This window comes from Aliihoeflea sp. 2WW, assembly GCF_000497755.1.
In the GTDB taxonomy this organism is placed as follows: Bacteria; Pseudomonadota; Alphaproteobacteria; order Rhizobiales; family Rhizobiaceae; genus Aliihoeflea.
The window spans coordinates 1-15,289 of sequence record NZ_AYOD01000049.1 but is presented as its reverse complement, the minus strand read 5'-3'; the positions used below and the strand labels follow the sequence as shown (position 1 = coordinate 15,289).

Here is a 15,289-nt window from a genome sequence, read left to right as displayed (position 1 = left end):
TCCTTGCTGCGCTCGCGTCAGGTGGATGGAGGTTGTGCCATGATGACACAGATTACCCAGCGCTCGATCGCCATGGGCGGCGAAGTCTTTCCGGATCGGCGCAGCGAGCAGCGCCGGCGGGTCTTCAAGGGTGCCGTGCTGCGGTTCGACGGTGGCTATGCCAGCCGCGAATGCGTCGTTCGCAGCCTCTCCGACCACGGCGCGCGGCTGTCCTTCGGGGATGCGCTCGATATTCCGCCACGCTTCGACATGCGCCTTTCCGACGAGGCGGCGTTCAGGCCTGTCGAAATGCGCTGGCGGCGGGGTGGCGAGGTCGGCGTGCGGCTCGTCTAGCCGTAATGCCAGTGCGGCTTGGGTTCCTCGGCAAGGAACTCGACGCCCACGCGATCCTTCGTGCGCCAGCGCACGACCGAGCGAAAGCCCTTGGCGTCGGTCGGGATGTAGAGAAGGAAGTCGTCCGGAACGACGACATCGGCCGGCACGCGCAGCTCGGCACCCTTCGAATGCATGTTGCGCACGGTGCAGGAAATCTCCGACGTGTTGACGTCGCCGATGATCGACGCGCCCTTGAGGACGCGCTGGCGATGTTCGCGGCGGAGATTCTCGTCAGTCACCAAACTGCCTTACCCAATGCCAAATGATGGCACCGACCCTTATCAGCGCTGGGGCGAAGATAGGGTTAACGATATCACAGATAGGGCGAAACGCAGGTGCGCCGTCCGCCTCGTGGGGGCAAAAACGTGTTGTCGGACGGACGGTACGACGCATAGCGCGCGTTGCACCAATCGACATGGGCGAAGGGCATGGCCGATGCGCCCGCGGCGGGCGGCGCGGCGATGACGCGCCGGCCGGCATAGCCATAGGCCGAGCCGTAGCTTTCGGCGGCCGGGTGGGGCGGGTAGAACCAGCTCGCATCGTCGAGCGGATATTTGAAGCCGCGATAGGGAAGGGGCGGGCTGCCGAGTTCCTCGACGATGATTGCAGATGCCGGAGGCGCGACCGCGACCGGCGCCTGGACGCCCCAGCCGGGATGGATCGGCCCCTTGTGCATGTCGGCGCCAAGGGCCGGTGCGGCGAGGGCGAGCAGGGCAGTGATGGCGAAAAGGGCTCTCGACACGGGCATTCTCCTTGCAGGTGCCCGGCACACTATCCGTCACGGCTTTAGCGAAGCTTGTGTTTGCATGCGCCCTTTGCGACGGTGCGGCCATGTCGCTGCGCATCGCCACGTTCAATGTCGAGAACCTGATGAACAGGTTCGATTTTTCCGGCTTTCGCAACCAGCTCCTGCAGGACCGGGCGCTGTCGCTCTTCCAGATCGAGAACGAGGCCGACTACCGGCATCTGGAGCGCGCGCGGATGATCTCGCACACGGACGATGCGCGCCAGCTCAGCGCGCTCGCTATCGCGGCGGCGCGGGCCGACATCATCTGCCTGCAGGAGGTGGAAAACATCGAGGCGCTGCGGGCCTTCGAATATGGCTATCTGTTCAAGATGGTCGGCCATGGCTATCGCGAGAAATATCTCGCCAAGGGCAACGACATGCGCGGCATCGAGGTCGCGATCATGTTCCGCACCGAGACCGCCTATGGCGAGCCGATCGAGTTCGTCTCGATGCAGAGCCACGCCCATGTCACCTTCGAGGAACTGGGGCTCTACAACGACGCGCTCGCCGGGGTCGGCGAAAAGCCGAACGACCTGGTGTTTCGCCGTGACTGCGTCGAGGTCGACCTCAAGGTCGCGGGCCGGCCGGTGACGATCTATCTCGTTCATTTCAAATCGATGGGCGGGGGGCGCAACGGGCTGCCGGGGCGCGAATCGACGATGCCGGTGCGCATGGCTGAAGCTGCGGCGGTACGCGCGATCATCGAGGCGCGGTTCGGGCCGAAGGCGGCGCAGAAGCGCTGGGCGATCTGCGGGGATTTGAACGACTATCGCGAACGGATCGTCGTCGAGGGCGGGATCGAGGGGGATTGGACGTTCACGCCGGTGACGGAAGACATCCGCACAAGCCTCGACGTCCTCACCGAGGGCGGCTTTTGCGAGAACGTCGCCGAGCGCCTGCCGCCGCTCGAGCGCTGGACGCTCTATCACACGCGCGGGCCGCAGGAGCGGCATCTGTGCCAGCTCGACTACGTGCTCGTCTCGGGCGGATGGGCGCAGAAGAACGCGACGCGCCTGCCGCAGATCATCACCAAGGGCCAGCCCTGGCGCACACCCTTTCCGCCCGGCCAGTCGCCCGAGCGCTGGCCGCGCATCGGCTGGGACAGGCCGAAGGCGTCGGACCACTGCCCGGTAGTGATGGAACTGGACGTCCTATAGCGGTTACTCGTGCCGCAAGGCGACGATCGGATCGAGCCGGGCGCCGCGCAGGGCGGGGAAGAAGCCGAACACCATGCCAATCAGGCCCGAAAAGCCGACTGCGAGCGCGATGACGGCAAGGCTCGGCACGAAGGGGATCGACAGGCTCATCGCGGCGAGGCCGGCGAGCGACAGGCCGATGACGACGCCGATGATGCCGCCGAGCACCGACAGCACCGTCGCCTCGACGAGGAACTGAAGCAGGATGTGGCGCTCATGCGCACCGATGGCGAGGCGGATGCCGATTTCGCGCGTTCGCTCCGTCACCGACACCAGCATGATGTTCATGATGCCGATGCCGCCGACGAGCAGGCTGACGCTGGCGAGCGCGCCCAGCATACCGGTCATGACCCGCGTCGTGCTCGTCACCGCGTCGGCGATCTGGGTCATGTCGCGGACCTGGAAGTTGTCTTCCTGGCCGGGCGAAATGCCCCGGTTTTCGCGCAGGATCTGCTCGATGTCGGTGACGACTCCGCTCGTCGCGACGCCGTCCTGCGCGGCGACGAAGATGGTGCCGATGTCGCGGTTGCCGGCAATGCGGCGCTGGAAGGTCGGCAGCGGCATCAGCACCGTCGCATCCTGGTCCTGGCCGAAGCCCGCCGTGCCCTTGGCCTCCAGCACGCCGATGACGCGGCAGCTCATCTGACCGACGCGGATGGGCTGGTCGAGCGGATCGCCGGCGCCGAAAAGGGTCGAGCGCACCGTCTGGCCGATGACGCAGACATTGCCGCCCGAGCGCGCCTCCTGCTCGGAGAAGGCGCGGCCGAGGGTGACTTCCCAGTTGCGGGCGGCGAAATACTCGGTGTCGGTGCCGGTGACCTCGGCGGTCAGATTGTCGGCGCCGTAGACGATGCGCACCTGCCGCTGCGCCGCGCCCGAGATTGCATCGACGCCGGAAAGCGAGGCCGAGATCGCCGCAAGGTCGCTGGCGTCGAGGCGGCGCGGCGTGAAATTGGTGGTGCCGCCGCGCGAGGGGCGGGCGGATGAGACCATCAGGAGGTTGCTGCCGAGATTGGAGATGTCCTGCTTGACCTTCTCCGTCGTGCCGGACCCGACCGTGATCATGGCGATGACGGCGGCGACGCCGATGACGATGCCGAGCAGCGTCAGGAACGAGCGCAGCGCGTTGCGGCGCACGGAGCGCAAAGCGAGGCGGACGGTCTCAAGAAACATGGGCCGCCTCCGTGTTCACGCGATCATAGGCGATGTTGCCGTCGAGAAAGCCGACGGTCCGGTCCGCGAAGGCGGCGATGTCGGATTCATGCGTGACCATGACGATGGTCAGGCCCTGATCGCGGTTGAGGCCGGTCAGGAGTTCCATGATCTCGTGGCTGCGCGCCGTGTCGAGATTGCCGGTCGGCTCGTCGGCGACGAGCAAGGTCGGATTGGCGACGATGGCGCGGGCGATCGCGACGCGCTGCTGCTGGCCGCCGGAAAGTTCGCCCGGCGTGTGGTCTTCGCGCCCCTGAAGCCCGACCTTCGCCAGTGCTTCCATCGCCATGCCGCGCCGCTCTTTCGCGGGCACGCCACGATAGATCAGTGGCAGTTCGACATTCTCCGCCGCCGTGGTGCGGGCGAGGAGATTGTAGCCCTGGAAGACGAAGCCGATATAGAGATTGCGCAGGATCGCGCGGCGGCCGCGATCGAGCATGCCGGCATCGACGCCGAGAAAATCGTAGCGCCCCTCGCTCGGCGTATCGAGGCAGCCGATGATGTTCATCGCCGTCGATTTGCCGGAGCCCGACGGCCCCATGATCGCGACGAACTCGCCGCGCCGGATCGCCATATCGACACCGGCCAGCGCATCGACGCGCGCTTCGCCAGCGCCATAAGTCTTCCAGACCTTGGCGAAGGCGAGAAGCGGCGGCTCAGTGTGGACGTTCATCACCGCTCCCGCGTGCCAACGACGATCTCGGCGCCTTCCTGCAAACCGTCGACGATCTCGATCCGGTCGCCGTCACTGGAGCCGGTGGTCACGCGGGTCGCCTGCGGTTCGCCGTTTTCCATGACGTAGAGCGTGCGCTGCGAGGGATCGGCCGCCTGTCGCGCTTCGCCGCGATTGCCGCCGCCACGCCCGCCGCGGCCCATGCCCATGCGCGGCGGCGAGAACAAGGCCTGCAGGCCGAAGCCGGAGGAGCGCTCTTCCGCGACGGCCGGGCTGAACCGGAACGCCGAGGCCGGCACCAGAAGCGCATCCTCGGCCTCGCGGGTGACGATATCCACCGTCGCGGTCATGCCGGGGCGCAGCAAAAGCTCGTCATTGGTCACCGCCAGCCGCGCCTCGTAGGTCACGACGCCTTCGGTGACGACCGAGGCATAAGCGATGTCGCTGATCTCGGCGTCGAAACGGCGCGTCGGGAAGGCGTCGACCGTGAAGCGCGCAGTCTGGCCCTCGGCGACCTGGCCGATATCGGCCTCGTCGATCGCCGCCTTCAGTTCCATGCGTTCCAGATTCTCGGCGATGACGAACAGGATCGGCGCCTGCGTCGAGGCCGAAACCGTCTGCCCGGGGTTGAGCGAGCGCGTTAGGACGATGCCGTCGATCGGCGCGTAGATCGTGCTCTTGTTGAGATCGGCCTGCTGCAATTTCAGTTCCGCCTCGGCAATGTCCTGGTTTGCGCGCGCGATGGCGACGGCGCTGTCGGCACGATCGAAGGCGGCCTTGGATGTCTCCAGCGCCTGGTCGGCGACCATGCCGCGGCTTGACAATTGCTCGGCGCGAGCGAGCGCCTGGCGGGTTTCCGTCAGCGTCACCTCGGCGTCGAGGACGCGGGCGGCGGCGGCGGCGACATTCGCCTCGGCGCGTTCGATCTGCGCCTCGATCCGGCCCGTGTCGAGCACTGCAAGGACGTCGCCTGCCGAAACCCGCTGGTTCTCGTCTACCGAGACGGAGCGCACCACGCCCGACAGTTCCGTCGACACGTCGACCTGCGTCAGCGGCGCCAGCGTGCCCGTCGCCGACACCTCGACCCTCAGCGCACCGCGCTCGGCCGGCACGGTGCGGTAGCTGACCTGCGGCGCGGAGGAGGGGGCGAAAGCGTAGTAGGCGCCGCCGGCTGCGCCGAGCAGGAGCAGCCCCGCGACGAGCGGCCAGCGACGCTTTTTGCGTTTCGCCGTGCCGAGGCCGAGCGCATCGGAAATATTCGGAGTTGCGCTGTGCGCGGAGGGCCCTTGCGGCCGGCCGGCGATCTGATCCATCTGACGAAGCCTGGCGCTCGATATGTCCCTATGCTTGACAGATCGCCCCAAAGCGCCCCGATTACAAATTAAAGTTTGGCCATGTCGGCCCGCTTGAGGAGAGCCCGATCCGTGACGTCCGCCCGCCGCTACGCCGTCTACGACGTCTTCGCCGACCAGGTGCTGGCGGGCAATCCGCTCGCCATCGTCTTCGACGCCGATGGGCTCGATGACGGCGCGATGCAGAAGATCGCGAAGGAATTCAACCTCTCGGAAACCGTCTTCCTGCTGCCGGCCGAAGGGGCCGGCCACGCGGCCGCCATGCGCATCTTCACGCCCGGTCGGGAACTCCCCTTCGCCGGCCATCCCACCGTCGGCACCGCCGTCGCGCTTTCGGATGGCGGGCAGCCGACGGACCTTTCCATCCTCGTCCTCGAACAGAAGATCGGCCTCGTGCGCTGCGCGGTCTCGCGTGAGGGCGACGCCGCCTTTGCCGAGTTCGACCTGCCGCGTCTGCCCGAGCGCCTCGACTGCGAGGTCGACAAGGCCTCCTTCGCCGCCGCGCTGGGGCTCGGGGCGCACGAGATCGGCTTCGAGAACCATGTGCCGCAGCTTTGGACGGCCGGCGTGCCGTACGTCACCGTCCCGGTCGCCGGGCTCGACGCCGCCGCCCGCGCCAGATGCGATGGCGCGCTGTGGGCCGAGATCGCGCCGCAGGTCGATGGCATCATCGCCGACGCCTATGTCTATTGCCGCGAGACGGTCGGCCATGATTGCGCCTTCCACGCGCGCATGTTCGCGCCTTACATGGGCATCCCGGAGGACCCCGCGACCGGCTCGGCCGCCGCCGCCTTCGCCGGCGCCATCCACCATTTCGACCAGCCGGGCGCCGGCTCCCACCGGCACTGGATCGAGCAGGGCATCGAAATGGGCCGCCCTTCGCGCATCCGGCTCGAGATCGACGTCGAAGGCGGCGCCATCACCGCCGCGCGGATCGGCGGACACGCAGTCAAGGTCGCCGAGGGCACGCTTTTCGCCTGACCATGCGGTATCGCGCGCTCGCGAAAAACTTTTGCCCAGGCGCTGGACAGCGCGAAAGCGAGTGGCTATAGACGCGGCTTCTTCGGGACGCCCTGGCGACCCGGTGGCCGGGTGATTAGCTCAGTTGGTAGAGCAGCTGACTCTTAATCAGCGGGTCGTAGGTTCGATCCCTACATCACCCACCATTTTCTTTCCATTCCGTCCGTCCCAATTTTTCGCCCGCCATCATCGGCGCGCGATTTTGATCGTGCACGACCGCGTTTTCTGACGCGCCGGCAGCGTGGTCGGGAAGGAACTGTTAACCGTGTGATCCTATCCCTCAACGGTGTCCAACCGTTGAGCATACGCATGTCATCCTCGCCGATCACCAGGGCAAACATCATCCCGATTTCCCTTTACGCTTCCCGCGCGCAGACGGCCCCCGAGGGCTCCGAAACGCAGGCGGAAGCTGCACGCGCCGAGCGTGATGGCCCGCGCGAACCGTCGGTCAATCCGGTTTCGCAGGAGGCCAAGCCCGAGTGGGAAAAGCACTTCTTCATGGCACCGAACGTCCGGTTCACGCGCACGCCGGACAATGCGGTGACGAAGAAGCAGAGCAAGGCGGCCGCTGAACCGACCGCCGGTTCGTCGCCCGACGAGGCGCCGACGGTGCCGGTCGTCGTTCGCGACCATGTTCTGGAACTCGTCCATGACGCGGACGACCGGCCGGCCGAGGCGATCGATGAACTTGCTGCCCCGGCCGTGGCGGCCAAGACCGAGTCGGCCTCGCCGACGAGCGGGGACGTGTGGGCGCTCCTTTCGGACCACGCATTCTTCGAGCTCGCGCCGCCGCTGTCGCCGAAGGGCGAAATCGTGCCCGCGCGCAAACCTGTCGCTGGCCGGGTGGTTTCCGTGGCGCCGCGGACAGACGGCCCGGCCGTTACAGCACGGCCGCGACCCAGCGAATCCGATCCGGCTTCTCTTTACCGTGTCATCGATTGTTCGGTTGGAACGGGTGGCAAGGCTCGCACGTCTTCTGAGGACGCCGCATCTGGCCGTCTCGCGCAGCGTCCTGCTGGGCAGACCACGGTGCGGGCCATCGTGCCAGCCGCTCCGCCGGCGTCAGTGCGGCCACCAGTCTTGCCCGAGCCCATGCGGATCGAGGCCGAAGCTTTCGGGGAGGGCTATTCGTTTCCCCCGATCGACCTCCTGCAGGACCCTCCGATGGGAACCGGCGTCTACCTGACGCAGGAGCGTCTTGAGCAAGGTGCGGACCTCCTCGAAAGCGTTCTGGAAGATTTCGGGGTCAAGGGCGAAATCATTCACGTGCGCGCCGGCCCTGTCGTCACGCTCTACGAATTCGAGCCGGCACCCGGCGTCAAATCGAGCCGCGTGATCAATTTGGCCGACGACATCGCGCGCTCGATGTCGGCCGTATCGGCACGCGTCGCCGTGGTGCCGGGCCGCAATGCCATCGGCATCGAACTGCCGAACGACGAGCGCGAGACGGTCTATTTCCGCGAACTGATCGAGAGCGACGCTTTCGGCCGGTCGAATGCCAAGCTTGCGCTCGCGCTTGGCAAGGACATCGGCGGTCAGCCGGTCGTCGCCGATCTGGCGCGCATGCCCCATCTTCTGGTCGCCGGCACCACGGGCTCGGGCAAGTCGGTCGCCATCAACACGATGATCCTCTCGCTTCTCTACCGGTTGAACCCGGAAGAGTGCCGGCTGATCATGGTCGATCCGAAGATGCTCGAGCTGTCCGTCTATGACGGCATCCCGCATCTTCTGACGCCGGTCGTCACCGACCCGCAAAAGGCCGTGACCGCCCTGAAATGGGCGGTGCGCGAGATGGAGGACCGCTATCGCAAGATGGCGCGCCTCGGCGTGCGCAACATCGACGGCTATAACAGCCGGGCTGCCGCCGCACGCCAGAGCGGCGAACAGATCTTCATGCAGGTCCAGACCGGTTTTGCCAAGGGAACGGGCGAGCCGACCTTCGAGGAACGCGAGATCGACCTGTCGCCGATGCCGTTCATCGTCATCATCGTCGACGAAATGGCCGACCTGATGATGGTGGCGGGCAAGGAGATCGAAGGCGCGATCCAGCGTTTGGCACAGATGGCGCGGGCAGCCGGCATCCATCTGATCATGGCGACGCAGCGTCCCTCGGTCGACGTCATCACCGGCACGATCAAGGCGAATTTCCCGACCCGGATTTCCTTCCAGGTCACCTCGAAGATCGACAGTCGCACCATTTTGGGCGAACAGGGCGCCGAACAGCTCCTCGGCCAGGGCGACATGCTTCATATGGCCGGCGGCGGGCGCCTGGCGCGCGTCCATGGACCGTTCGTCTCAGATGCCGAAGTCGAGAAGGTCGTCGCGCACCTCAAGGCGCAGGCGACGCCGGAATATCTCGACACGGTGACCGCCGATGGCGACGCGCCGCTCGCCGATGAGGACGAAGGCGACGTCGACGCCGCCGTGGACGGCGACGATGGCGACACGCTCTACGCCGAGGCGGTGAAGGTCGTCACGCGCGACAAGAAGTGCTCGACCTCTTATATCCAGCGTCGCCTGGGCATCGGCTACAACCGTGCCGCCTCCCTCGTCGAACGGATGGAGAAGGAGGGGCTGGTCGGTGCGCCCAATCATGTGGGCAAGCGCGAAATTCTTTCCGGCCAGTCTGCTTAAAGCTGGCCTGATCGGAGCTCGGCGGGGCTGAAGGTTCGACCGGACCTTCGCCCCATCAGGCGCCGACGCATGGGAAGATCACATTTTCCAAAGCCGAATTGACTCCCGTTCCGGTTGGGTTCTTAATAGAACAAAATAGGAACATAGGGCATGGATGGTCGACGCGATATCCATGCGCTGCGGCAAAGCCTCGCCGCCCTGGAGCCCGTCGGACTGATCGGGCCGGAAAGCCGGTTTTCGCTTGGTGCGGACGGGCCGGACAGGGCGTTGGGCGGCGGGCTGATGCGCGGCGCATTGCATGAGGTGCTGGGTGCGGCAGGGGCGGATGCGGCTTCCGCGGCTGGCTTCGTCGCGGGCTTGAGCCTGCGGGCGGGCTTGCGGATCGACGAGGATCTGCGCGCCGAGGGTGGTGCGATGCGCCTGCGCAAGACGCTTTGGGTGCGCCAGGTCGCCGGCGAGGTCGAGACCGGCAAGCTCTATCCGCAGGGCCTGCTCGACATCGGGCTTCTGCCTCAAACGCTGATCCAGGTTCGGCTGAAGGATGCCGCGGCCGTCCTGCGCGCCGGTATCGAGGGCGCGCGATGCGAGGCACTCGGCGCGGTCGTCATCGAGCCCTGGGGCAATCCCAAGGTGCTCGACCTGACCGCCACGCGTCGGTTGACGCTGGCGGCGGAAGAGAGCGGCGTGCCGATCTTTCTCTTGCGCCTTTGCGCCCGCGCCGAGCCGAGCGCGGCGACGACGCGCTGGCAGGTGGGCGCGCTTGCTTCGCGCCCGCTCGAAGCCAATGCGCCGGGCATGCCGGCCTTCGACATCACCCTTTTGCGCCAGCGCGCAGGCACTGCCGGCCTCAACTGGCAGATGGAGTGGAACCGTGACGAGCAACGCTTCGAGGAACAGGCGATATCTCGCGCTGTGGCTCCCCTTTCTTCCGACCGACCGGCTGGAGCGTCTGGCGCGCAGGGCTGGCGGCAGGCGGGATGACCGGCCGATGGTGGTCGCGGCGCTCGAGGCCAATGCGATGCGCCTCGTCGCGGCCGATCGCAAGGCGCTGTCGCTCGGGCTCAATCCGGGCCTCGGCCTTGCCGATGCGCGCGCCCGCGTGCCGGCGATCGAGGTGCACGAGCACGAGCCGGAGGCCGATCTTGCGCTTCTTTGCCATGTCGCCGACTGGTGCGACCGCTATACCCCCGTCGTTGCGGAAGAGGCGCCCGACACGCTGATCCTCGAGATTGCCGGTTCGGCGCATCTGTTCGGCGGGGAAAAGCGGCTGAAGGCCGACCTCGAACGGCGGCTGTCAAGCTTCGGCCTGACGGCGCGCTCAGCCATTGCCGGAACCGGAGCTGCGGCGCGCGCTCTCGCCCGCTTCGGGGAGGGCGGCATCGTTGCGTCCGGGGCGGAGCGCGAGGCCGTGGCGCCGCTGCCGGTCGCAGCCCTCGAAGTGGAGCCCGAGAGCATCGTCGCGCTCCGCCGCGCTGGCCTGATGTCGCTCGGTGATCTTGCCGCGCGCCCGCAAAAACCGCTCGCCGCACGGTTCGGTTCGGATTTCGTGCGCCGGCTGCAGGCAATTTTCGGCGAAATCGACCCGCCTTTGTCGCCGCGCCGGCCGCTGCCCTTGTTCACCGCGGAAGAGCGCTTTGCCGATCCGATCGGGCTCGAGGCCGATATCGCGATCGCCTTCGAGGCGCTGACGCGCAGCCTTTGCGCGATGCTGGAGCGGCACGGGCAGGGCGGGCGCGCCTTCGAGGCGACCTTCTTTCGCGCCGACGGCGCGACGCGGCGCATCGAGGCGCTGGTCGGGCGGCCTCTGCGCGATCCCGCAGCACTGAAGAAGCTTTTCATGACCCGGCTCGATGCGCTTGCCGATCCGGTCGATCCCGGCTTCGGTTTCGACATGATCCGGCTCGCCGTGCTGGCGGGCGACCCGGCCGACGGCGCGCAGATGCGCTTCGAGCGCGACCGGGTGGACGAGGCGGCGGTGGCCGACCTCGTCGACCGCCTGAGCGCGCGGTTCGGCCCGGGCGCTGTCGAACGTTTCCTGCCGATCGACAGCCACGTACCCGAACGTGCCGCACGGCGCGTACCGGCGATCGGCGACGGCGAGGCCGAAATCGAGTGGAGCCCGAGCCCCGCCGGCGAGCCGCCCTTGCGCCCGATCCTGATCTTCACGCCGCCGCAACCCGTTGAGACGATCGCCGAGGTGCCCGAAGGTCCTCCCTACCGGTTCCGCTGGCGGCGCATCTGGCACGACATGGTGCGCGTGGAGGGCCCAGAGCGCATTTCGCCCGAATGGTGGCGCACGGCCAAGGAGCCGAAGACCCGCGACTACTACCGCGTCGAGGACCGGCAGGGCCACCGCTACTGGCTTTACCGTGAAGGCCTTTATGCGCGCGAGGCGGGCGAGGTGCGCTGGTTCATCCAGGGGCTCTTTCCATGACGGATTATGCCGAACTTGCCACGACCACCAATTTCTCGTTCTTGCGCGGGGCTTCCAGCCCGCAGGACATGGTGCTGGCCGCACTCATCTTGAACCACAACGGCATCGGCATTGCGGATCGCAATTCGGTCGCCGGCGTGGTGCGCGCCTATGCGACTATCAAGGACATCCTTGCCGGCGAAAGGCCGGCGCGCCGCATGCGCGAGGGCTCCGGGCCGGGCGAGTATGTGCTCGTCATGCCCGGCTTGCTCGAAGACATGCCGATCAGCTTTGAAGAGCTTCAGGCACGCTCACGCAACTTCAAGCTCGCGGTCGGGGCCCGGCTCGTCTTTGCCGACGGCACTCCGGACATCATCGCCTATCCTGAAAACCGGGATGGATGGGGTGCGCTCTGCCGGCTTTTGACGATCGGGAACCGGCGGGCGAAGAAAGCGGACTGCATTCTTTATCTCGATGATCTGCTTGTTCGGTGCAGTGATCTCCTGCTGGTGGTGATGCCTGATGGCAGATTGGACGCCCTGCCGCCTGTTCTTTCGCGTCTGCGCGACATGGCCGGCGGCCTATGGATTGGCGCCTCGATGCTCTATCAGGGGAGCGACCGGCGGCGACTGACGCGCTTGAATGCGTTGTCCGTAGCGCATCGCGTGCCGTTGATCGCCATCAACGACGCTCTCTATCACTCACCCGACGAGCGCGACCTTCAGGATGTCCTCACCTGCATTCGCGAGGCAACCACCATCGAGGCGGCGGGGCGGCTGCTGCTTGCCAATGCCGAACGCCACCTCAAACCGGCCGAGGACATGAGGCGGCTTTTCCGTGATTGTCCCGGTGCAATCGAGGAGGTCCAGATCCTTCTCGCCAGGATGGATTTTTCGCTCCGGCAGTTCAAATACGAATATCCGGAAGAACTGGTCCCGCCGGGTCTTGAGCCTCAAAGCCATCTTGAGGAGATGACTTGGAGGCGCGCGGCCATCCACTACAAGGGGGAGATTCCGCCGAAGGTTCGAAAGACGCTCGTCGAGGAACTGGCCCTCATCGCCAAGCTCGACTACGCCACATATTTCCTCACCATCTACGACATCGTCCAAAAGGCGGAGGAACTCGGCATATTGTGCCAGGGCAGGGGGTCCGCCGCCAATTCCGCGGTCTGTTTCGTTCTCGGCATCACCTCCGTCGACCCGGCGACGAATACGCTTCTATTCGCCCGCTTCCTGTCCGACGAACGCCGCGAGCCGCCGGACATCGACGTCGATTTCGAGCATGAGCGGCGCGAGGAGATCATCCAGTATCTCTATGAAAAATACGGCCGTCATCGCGCCGGCATCGTCGCGACCGTCATTCATTACCGGCCGAAAAGCGCGATCCGCGAGGTCGGCAAGGTGCTCGGCCTGTCGCAGGACATCACGGCGCGCATCGCCGGAACAGTCTGGGGAAGCTGGAGCCGCGACGAACTTCCTGACGAGCGTATCCGGCAGGCGGGGCTCGATCCCGCCAATCCGATGATCCGGCGTGCGGTCGAGTTCGCCTCGCGGCTGCTCGATTTTCCGCGCCATCTTTCCCAGCATGTCGGCGGCTTCGTGCTCGCGCGCCATCGCCTCGACGAAATGGTGCCGATCGGCAATGCCGCGATGGAGGATCGCACCTTCATCGAATGGGACAAGGACGACATCGATGCGCTCGGCATGATGAAGGTCGACGTGCTCGCGCTCGGCATGCTGACCTGTATCCGCAAGGCGTTCGATCTGGTCGAGGCACATTACGGCAAGAAGCTTGCCATGAATGAGCTAAAACCGGACGATCCTGAAACGTTCGACATGCTGCAGCGCGGCGAGTCGATCGGTGTCTTTCAGGTCGAAAGCCGGGCTCAGATCAACATGTTGCCGCGCCTCAGGCCCAAGAGGTTCTACGATCTGGTCATTCAGGTCGCGATCGTTCGCCCTGGGCCGATCCAGGGCAATATGGTTCATCCCTATCTGAGCCGTCGCCACAAGCCCCCGGAGGAGATCGTCTATCCGTCTCCCGGCCCACCGCATGACCCTGATGAATTGAAGCATGTCCTCTCGCGTACGCTGGGTGTTCCTCTTTTTCAGGAGCAGGCGATGAGTATTGCCATAGAAGCCGCAAAATTCACGGATGCCGAAGCCAACCAGTTGCGCAAGGCTATGGCTACCTTTCGCTCGAATGGAAAAATCAAAGATTTTGAGGCGATGATGGTCGAGCGCATGGTAGCTCGAGGCTATGAGCGGGAATTCGCGCAGGGCTGTTTCAATCAGATCAAGGGTTTCGGCGAATACGGCTTTCCAGAAAGCCACGCCGCCTCCTTCGCCAAGCTTGTCTATGTCTCGGCCTGGCTGAAATGCCATTATCCGGATGTCTTCGCCTGCGCGCTTTTGAATTCCCAGCCGATGGGCTTTTACGCGCCCGCCCAAATCGTGGGCGATGCGCGCAAGACTGGCGTCGAAATCCGCGAGGTCGATATCAATCATAGCCTTCGCGACAACACGCTCGAAGCGTGTGTGGGGCATAAGCACCGTGCGCTTCGCATAGGCTTTCGCCAGATCGACGGTTTCAAAGACGAGTGGTCCTATCATTTGACCGCAACGCGGGCAGGGGGGTTCGAGAGCATCGAAGACCTGTGGCGCCGTACGGGGCTTCCGGCGCGCGCCCTGCGACTGCTCGCCGATGCCGATGCGTTTCGCTCGGTCGGGCTCGACCGGCGCGCCGCGCTTTGGGCCGTACGCCGCCTGCCGGACGACGCGCCGCTGCCGCTGTTCGCTGCCGCCGATCGCCATGAACTGGGCGCGGAAGAAAGGGTGGGGCTGCCCGCGATGGCGCTCAGCGAACATGTGGTGGCCGACTATCAGACCATCCGCCTGTCTCTGAAGGCGCATCCGATGCAGTTCCTGCGACGCCTGTTCGACGGCGAGGGGGTATTGAGCGCGGCCGGTCTCAATGCGGCGCGCGATGGCAGGCGGGTGCGGGTCGCCGGCATCGTTCTCGTCCGCCAGCGGCCGGGCAAGGGCAATGCGATCTTCATGACGCTCGAGGACGAGACGGGCGTTGCCAATGCGCTGATCTGGTCGCGCGACTTCGAGCGCTACCGCCGTCCGATCATGGCCGCGCGGCTGGCGCTGGTCGAGGGGAAGGTGCAGCGAAGCGCAGAAGGCGTCGTCCATCTGATGGCGACCGCAGTCCACGACCGTACCGGCGATCTCGACCGCCTGTCCTCTTCCTATGAGGCGAAACCCGAATTTTCACGTGCCGACGAGATCCTGCGTCCACAGCCGAACCGCACCCACAATCATCCCCGAAACGTCCGCGTGATCCCGAAATCGCGGGATTTTCACTGAAAAAGGCGCTGCCGCAGGGGCTTCCGCTTCGGTTTCCCTTCGGTGATGAGCCGATTTCGCAAAAACTTTGAATTGGTCGTTGACAGTTTTGGGATGTGGGGCCTATAACCCGCTCAACAACGACGGCGGCGACGCTGCTGGCGACGAAGAAGTTCGCTTCTGAGTTTCGCGAAAGTTGGTTGACATTACAGAGTATCGCTCTTATGTGAGCGTCGACTTTGAGGTCTTGAGGCGCGAGCGGATGGGCCGGGACGTT

The 15,289-nt window shown here is 65.6% G+C and carries 12 protein-coding genes and 1 tRNA gene; 8 read left to right on the top strand and 5 right to left on the bottom strand.

The genetic code is table 11. From position 1 onward, the window contains the following. Positions 1-39 precede the first annotated feature (39 nt). Positions 40-333, top strand: a complete 294-nt coding sequence (locus ALII_RS0118190) for a PilZ domain-containing protein (RefSeq protein ID WP_024588645.1) — start codon at positions 40-42, stop codon at positions 331-333. Here the strand turns inward: ALII_RS0118190 and ALII_RS0118185 are convergent. Both ALII_RS0118185 and ALII_RS21725 read right to left on the bottom strand, forming a co-directional pair. After that, a complete protein-coding gene (locus ALII_RS0118185; protein ID WP_024588644.1) occupies positions 330-614 on the bottom strand; it encodes a PilZ domain-containing protein in 285 nt (94 codons plus the stop codon). The two genes, ALII_RS0118190 and ALII_RS0118185, sit on opposite strands and share 4 nt — an antisense overlap. Positions 615-688: 74 nt before the next feature. Further along, positions 689-1,117 carry a BA14K family protein gene (locus ALII_RS21725; protein WP_024588643.1) on the bottom strand — a complete coding sequence of 143 codons (429 nt, stop codon included), beginning with the start codon at positions 1,115-1,117 and terminating at the stop codon, positions 689-691. A gap of 89 nt (positions 1,118-1,206) precedes the next feature. Here ALII_RS21725 and ALII_RS0118175 point away from each other — a divergent pair, with 89 nt between their 5' ends. Beyond that, complete coding sequence (locus tag ALII_RS0118175; protein WP_024588642.1) at positions 1,207-2,319, top strand: endonuclease/exonuclease/phosphatase family protein; 1,113 nt, start codon at positions 1,207-1,209, stop codon at positions 2,317-2,319. Positions 2,320-2,322: 3 nt separating this feature from the next. Here the strand turns inward: ALII_RS0118175 and ALII_RS0118170 are convergent, their stop codons facing one another. The 3 genes from ALII_RS0118170 to ALII_RS0118160 are packed head-to-tail and all read right to left on the bottom strand — an operon-like array spanning position 2,323 to position 5,556. Continuing rightward, positions 2,323-3,531, bottom strand: coding sequence for an ABC transporter permease (locus ALII_RS0118170; RefSeq protein WP_024588641.1), 1,209 nt, complete (start codon positions 3,529-3,531; stop codon positions 2,323-2,325). Then, positions 3,521-4,243: an ABC transporter ATP-binding protein gene (locus ALII_RS0118165; protein ID WP_024588640.1), complete on the bottom strand. Its 723-nt coding sequence runs from the start codon at positions 4,241-4,243 to the stop codon at positions 3,521-3,523. The genes ALII_RS0118170 and ALII_RS0118165 overlap by 11 nt, the downstream gene beginning before the upstream one ends. After that, the gene (locus ALII_RS0118160; RefSeq protein ID WP_024588639.1) at positions 4,243-5,556 is read right to left on the bottom strand and encodes an efflux RND transporter periplasmic adaptor subunit; all 1,314 of its coding nucleotides are present in this window, start codon (positions 5,554-5,556) and stop codon (positions 4,243-4,245) included. The genes ALII_RS0118165 and ALII_RS0118160 overlap by 1 nt, the downstream gene beginning before the upstream one ends. Before the next feature lie 111 nt (positions 5,557-5,667). On the opposite strand from ALII_RS0118160, the gene ALII_RS0118155 reads away from it, so the two are divergent. The 6 genes from ALII_RS0118155 to ALII_RS0118130 all read left to right on the top strand — a co-directional run bounded on the left by ALII_RS0118155 (position 5,668) and on the right by ALII_RS0118130 (position 15,033). Beyond that, on the top strand, positions 5,668-6,576 hold the full coding sequence (locus tag ALII_RS0118155) for a PhzF family phenazine biosynthesis protein (protein WP_024588638.1): 909 nt from the start codon (positions 5,668-5,670) through the stop codon (positions 6,574-6,576). 109 nt (positions 6,577-6,685) lie between these two features. Further along, positions 6,686-6,761, top strand: a tRNA-Lys gene (locus ALII_RS0118150). Positions 6,762-6,924: 163 nt separating this feature from the next. Next, entirely contained in the window at positions 6,925-9,249 is a 2,325-nt protein-coding gene (locus tag ALII_RS0118145) for a DNA translocase FtsK (protein ID WP_051375944.1), read from the top strand. A gap of 150 nt (positions 9,250-9,399) precedes the next feature. Further along, positions 9,400-10,230 carry a hypothetical protein gene (locus ALII_RS0118140; RefSeq protein ID WP_024588637.1) on the top strand — a complete coding sequence of 277 codons (831 nt, stop codon included), beginning with the start codon at positions 9,400-9,402 and terminating at the stop codon, positions 10,228-10,230. Beyond that, entirely contained in the window at positions 10,121-11,683 is a 1,563-nt protein-coding gene (locus tag ALII_RS0118135; protein WP_173401420.1) for a DNA polymerase Y family protein, read from the top strand. Before ALII_RS0118140 ends, ALII_RS0118135 begins: the two co-directional genes overlap by 110 nt. Continuing rightward, entirely contained in the window at positions 11,680-15,033 is a 3,354-nt protein-coding gene (locus ALII_RS0118130; RefSeq protein WP_024588635.1) for an error-prone DNA polymerase, read from the top strand. The genes ALII_RS0118135 and ALII_RS0118130 overlap by 4 nt, the downstream gene beginning before the upstream one ends. Positions 15,034-15,289 lie beyond the last annotated feature (256 nt).

Bases quoted from the DNA above. Each gene is read 5' to 3' on its own strand.
- ALII_RS0118190 (WP_024588645.1), top strand. From the start codon at position 40: ATGATGACACAGATTACCCAGCGCTCGATCGCCATGGGCGGCGAAGTC.
- ALII_RS0118175 (WP_024588642.1), top strand. From the start codon at position 1,207: ATGTCGCTGCGCATCGCCACGTTCAATGTCGAGAACCTGATGAACAGG.
- ALII_RS0118130 (WP_024588635.1), top strand. From the start codon at position 11,680: ATGACGGATTATGCCGAACTTGCCACGACCACCAATTTCTCGTTCTTG.
- ALII_RS0118145 (WP_051375944.1), top strand. From the start codon at position 6,925: ATGTCATCCTCGCCGATCACCAGGGCAAACATCATCCCGATTTCCCTT.
- ALII_RS0118170 (WP_024588641.1), bottom strand. From the start codon at position 3,531: ATGTTTCTTGAGACCGTCCGCCTCGCTTTGCGCTCCGTGCGCCGCAAC.
- ALII_RS0118165 (WP_024588640.1), bottom strand. From the start codon at position 4,243: ATGAACGTCCACACTGAGCCGCCGCTTCTCGCCTTCGCCAAGGTCTGG.
- ALII_RS0118160 (WP_024588639.1), bottom strand. From the start codon at position 5,556: ATGGATCAGATCGCCGGCCGGCCGCAAGGGCCCTCCGCGCACAGCGCA.
- ALII_RS0118140 (WP_024588637.1), top strand. From the start codon at position 9,400: ATGGATGGTCGACGCGATATCCATGCGCTGCGGCAAAGCCTCGCCGCC.